Raw genomic sequence first — 5,348 nt, forward strand, 5'->3', positions numbered from 1 at the left:
TAGCATAGCTTTCTCCTAATTTTCTAAATCAACCGAATTTGACAAAGAACCAATATTTCTAGTTATTTTTTATATTCCATTATCATAGATAATGTTTATTTTTTTGTCTTTTTTTATAAGTGTATCTCCGAAAATACGAAGTACACACTATTAATACAGTTATAACATTTTATTGATTTTACTTTTCTCTACTACTGTAAATACTGATACAGGTCTCCCTGAAGTGTAATACTTAGCATCTTCACTTAGAACATTGATATTAACAAGATGATTTAAATATTTTCTAATTGTAATTCTTGAAATATCTAAGTCATCTGCTACTTGTTGTGTTGTAAATCCTGTTTCTTGTTCTTTAATATTTTCCAATACTTTTTTCAGTGTTATTCTAGATAAACCTTTAGGAAGGCTATCCTCTTCTTCACCTACTCTTCCTGAATTTAAATAGTCATCAATTAAATCTTGATTAATTTTTTCTTTAGATAATAGTTCCATGTAATCTTGTACTTTATCAATCGCTTGAGAAAATCTCTCATACGTGAATGGTTTAACTAAATAGTCAACCACTCCATTCGTCAGTGCAGCTTCTACTGTTTGAACATCGTTCGCTGCTGTAATCATTATTATTGGATAACCTTTTAATTCTGGTAAAAATTCAATTCCTTGCCCATCTGCTAAATAATTATCTAAAACTATTAAATCAACTTTTGAATCTGATAAGAATTTTTTTGCTTTTTCTAATGTAGAAACATGGTTAAGGTCATTGGATAATTCTTTTCGTTTAAAATATTCCTTATGTATCATTGCTACCATTGGATCATCTTCTATTATTAATATTCTCAATTATTATTCCTCCTAAATAGGTAATTCTATTGTAAATGTGGTTTTTCCTACTTCACTTTCCACGTCTATTAAACCGTTATATTTTTTCACAATAGTATCAACAGCATTTAAGCCATATCCTCTATTTTCTCCTTTAGTCGAATATCCTCTTTCAAATACATTCTCCAATATATCTTTACTAATACCACAACCATTATCATATATTTTACAAAGCAATATGTTTTCCTCAGAATTTAAATATAAATAAACAATAATTTTTCCGTCGTTCATATCAGATATTGATTCCATTGAATTGTCGATTAACACTCCAAGTATAATTAGTAATTCATTATATAATTCATCTAATCCTTCTTTATTTAATAACATTGAATCCGAATCTATTAATAACGTCATACCTTTTTGTTTCGCTTCTCTTACCTTTGCAAGTAAGAAACCAGCTATAGCTGGAACTTTTATACTTTCTGAAATATATCCTATTTTCTCATGATAATCATCTTTCAAATATTTTATATATTTTTCAACTTCATCGTAAGATTTCATCTCTATTAAACCATGCAACACATGAAGTTTATTCATGAAATGATGACTTTGTTCTCGAAGACTATCATTATATTTCTCAGTACCACTAAGTTCTGTAATTAGTTTTTTCATTTCACTTTGGTCACGTAATGTAATTACAGCTCCATACAATTTATCATTCTGGTATATTGCATTTCTATTTACTAATACTTCTATATGATTTAATATAATCAACTCATCTCTAACGTTAATTTTCTCATCAATTATAGATTTAAAGAACATTTCATAAAGTTCTTCTGGAATAATTTCACCTTTTTTAACTTTTGAATAACCTGCTTTATCTAATAACTGATTAGCACTATTATTTTTAACTATAACCTTTTTATTTATATCGATACCGATTATTGCTTCAGAAACATGATCAGCTATTAGATTTTTCTCGATATAATTATATGCAATTTCTTCTGGTTCATAGTTTAATAATACACGTTTTAGTCTTCTATTGTACATTAAAGCCATACCTACTGCCACTAGAATACCTATCATTAATGCAAATAGAATCTTTTCTTGAGAATGTGCTATTTGTTTTTTTGCTGTTTCTTTAGTATATCCAACACAAACTACTCCAATATTCGTTCCGTTTTCATCTTTAATAGGAGTAAAGAATCTAATCCCTTCCCCTAACTGACCTGTTTGCTTACTATAATGATCTCCAACTGTAAATGTTGAACTAACATCTTCTAAGTTGGAAAATTTTTCACCTATAAACTCTTCCTTCGGATGACTATACCTTGTAAATGTATCATCCATTATAACAACAAAGTCTGTTCCAGTCTCTTCTATAACCTTATTAGCAAACTCTTGAATACCACTCCACTTTCTACGATGGCTTATATCATCAATTACACCTCGATCGTTTGCAATTAATTTGGCAGTAGAATAAATTTTTTGACGAATTACCTCGTCTTCTCTATTCTTTATATACTCTCTAACAAAAAAAGAAGTAACCAATAAGGATATGACGACTGTACTTGTCATTATCAACACTAACCTAGTTAGTGTTCGTTGTCTTTTTTTCAAATTTTTATCACTCCTCAATTATTATTAAAACTTTCTCTTAACATGATAATTATAAAGCATATTGCCTTTATTTTCAAGTAATGTCCACTGTTGTAAACCTTAAGTTCACTTTAAAATATCGATATTATATAAATATATTCTATGGTGTAAATTTACATTTCTAATTTACATAATCTACTTATTGCTATGACATTTTTGTCATACTAGAATATAAATATATTTTTCTAATTCCTATATTATACTTATTAATTTTTCATATAAAAAAATTTTAATCTAATTTATTTTATTTTTACTTGAATAATTATGTATACTATGCTAGTATTTTATTAATGCGAATTTTGCAGTAATTAGAAAAATTATATTATTAGGAGGTTCTCAATGGAGAAGGATGCAAAAAAGATTTTTTGGTACACTCTAGCCTTCATGGCATTCTCAACGGTTTGGGCGTTCGGGAATGTTGTTAATGGATACTCTGAATTCGGCGGATTAAAATCTATAGTTTCTTGGGTTTTAATTTTTGTTATATACTTTATTCCGTATTCATTAATCGTTGGTGAGCTAGGTTCTACTTTTAAAAATGCAGGTGGAGGTGTTAGTTCTTGGATAAGTTCTACACATGGTAAATTACTTGCTTACTATACTGGATGGACAATGTGGGTAGTACACATGCCTTACATTTCACAAAAACCATCTCGTATTATCGCAGCGTTTAGCTGGACAATATTCCGCGATAATCGTATTAGTAAAATGAATATCACATATTTACAAATTGCTTCACTAGTAATTTTCTTAGTAGCTTTATTCTTAGCTGCTCGTGGAGTTAACTTAATTAAGAAAATGGCTATGTTAGCTGGATCTTCAATGTTCATCATGTCATTATTGTTCGTTGTTATGGCTATCACAGCACCATCGATTACTGGAGCAAAAACCTTTAATATCGATTGGTCATTAGATACATTCATGCCAACATTTGATATTAAATATATCACTTCGATTGCTATACTAGTCTTTGCGGTCGGTGGTTGTGAGAAGATTTCACCTTATGTTAATAAGATGAAAAACCCTTCTAAAGACTTCCCACGTGGAATGATCGCCTTAGTTGTTATGGTTTGTACAACAGCTATTTTAGGAACATTCGCCCTTGCGTTAATGTTTGATACAAATAACATTCCTAAAGACTTATTAACTAACGGAACTTATTATGCTTTCCAAACTTTAGGTAATTATTACGGTGTTGGTAACTTATTCTTAGTTATCTATGCAATCGTTGATTTAATCGGACAGGTTTCTGTTGTTATTATCTCAATCGATGCCCCACTTCGTATGTTATTAAGTAGTGCAGACGAGAAATATATTCCTAAGAAATTATTAGTTAAAAATGAAAATGATGTTTATGTAAACGGACTAAAACTCGTAGGAGTTATCGTTTCTATCTTACTAATTATCCCTATGTTCGGAATTAAAGAAGTTAATGATTTATTCAGATGGTTAGTTAAACTTAATGCTGTTACTATGCCATTACGTTACCTATGGGTATTCGCTGCATATATCTTCTTGAAAAAATCAGCTGAAAAATTCCAATCTGAATACAAATTTGTTAAGAATAAATTTATAGGTATGGGACTAGGAGCTTGGTGTTTCTTCTTAACTGCCTTTGCTTGTATTTCTGGTATGTATACTCCAGAAAGTACATTCCAAACAGTTATGAACATCGTAACACCAATCGTTCTACTTTCATTAGGATTAATCATGCCTTATTTAGCTAAGAAGAATAACAACAAATAATTTTCTTAAGATTTATTAGAATTAAAAAGATAAACCACTGAGTTATAACAACTCGGTGGTTTTCTTATGTCAAGGTTACATTTATCTTTATATATTTTTATCATAATCATTTTTTATATCATACTTTAGTTTGTATAATATCGTTCACTAAATTTAACTTTACATTACAATCAATTGTTTCTCTCATTATAACAGAAGGAAAATTAATATATAGTATACTAACTATAGATTAATTAAATAAAAAACAAAATGGATGTTTTCTGTATAGCACAGTCTAACATCCATTTGTTCCAACTAAAATATTTATTCAATTTTCTTGATATATTTTATTTTTACTTATAAGAATATTGTTATTTATCACTTAATATTAACTTTGATAAATTAAATCACTATTATGAACTTTCTAGATGATTTGACACCAAAAAGTCAGATATTCACATCTAACTTTTCGATATCATTTCTAGACTTATTTTAGTCTTCTTTTTTACGTTTTCTAACTGCTGCTGCAATACCTGCAAGTAATACCCCAAATCCTGCTACAGCTGTGTTAGTTGTCTCACTACCCGTGTTTGCTAGACGTTTAACTTGTGCTTTCGGTTGTACCGTTGTTTCTGACGGAACTTCAGGAGTTTTTGGTGTTACTTTTCTAAAGATGTGACGTACATTTCCATCTTTGTCTTCAACTGTTCTTACATATTCATATCCTGGAACTTTTCCTGCTTCTAGTCTACCTTTTTCTAATGGTTTTAGTGGATTTCCGTTTTCATCTGTCCATGTTGTAGTTTTATCTACTACTGGAGTTGTTACTTTACGATATACATTACGGATATTTCCTTTTTCATCTTTTTCTGTTCTTACAATTTCGTAACCTGAAAGTGGTCTTCCTGGATGAGAACCATTTTCGTCAGGAATGATTAACTCACCTTTTTCATCTACGAATGTTGTTAAAACTTTTTCAACTATTGGAGTCGTTACTTTTTCATAGATGTGCTCTGTGTCTCCGTTTGGTAGTTTCTTAGTTTCTACGAATCTGTATTCTGGAATATCTTTCTTATCGACTGTTCCTGGTTCACTTGGATATTTAGGAATTTCGTTTCCTTCTTTATCTTTGAATGATGTTTTAA

At 29.5% G+C, this 5,348-nt stretch carries 4 protein-coding genes; 1 reads left to right on the plus strand and 3 read right to left on the minus strand.

Going from position 1 to position 5,348, the window contains the following annotated elements:
• Nucleotides 1-159 precede the first annotated feature (159 nt).
• The gene (locus RYK99_RS08615; protein ID WP_314991820.1) at nt 160-840 is read right to left on the minus strand and encodes a response regulator; all 681 of its coding nucleotides are present in this window, start codon (nt 838-840) and stop codon (nt 160-162) included.
• 12 nt (nt 841-852) lie between these two features.
• Nucleotides 853-2,439, minus strand: coding sequence for an ATP-binding protein (locus RYK99_RS08620; protein ID WP_314991821.1), 1,587 nt, complete (start codon nt 2,437-2,439; stop codon nt 853-855).
• Between the two features lie 378 nt (nt 2,440-2,817).
• Here RYK99_RS08620 and RYK99_RS08625 point away from each other — a divergent pair, with 378 nt between their 5' ends.
• Nucleotides 2,818-4,224, plus strand: a complete 1,407-nt coding sequence (locus tag RYK99_RS08625) for an amino acid permease (protein ID WP_314991822.1) — start codon at nt 2,818-2,820, stop codon at nt 4,222-4,224.
• A 471-nt stretch (nt 4,225-4,695) separates the two neighbouring features.
• On the opposite strand, the gene RYK99_RS08630 is transcribed toward RYK99_RS08625, so the two are convergent.
• Nucleotides 4,696-5,348, minus strand: a 653-nt coding sequence (locus RYK99_RS08630; protein ID WP_314991823.1) for an LPXTG cell wall anchor domain-containing protein, incomplete at its 5' end; no start/stop codon positions are given.

Origin of the sequence: uncultured Gemella sp., assembly GCF_963537375.1 — a bacterium.
In the GTDB taxonomy this organism is placed as follows: Bacteria; Bacillota; Bacilli; order Staphylococcales; family Gemellaceae; genus Gemella.

Coding starts and splice junctions, on each gene's coding strand:
- RYK99_RS08625 (WP_314991822.1), top strand. CDS start 2,818: ATGGAGAAGGATGCAAAAAAGATTTTTTGGTACACTCTAGCCTTCATG.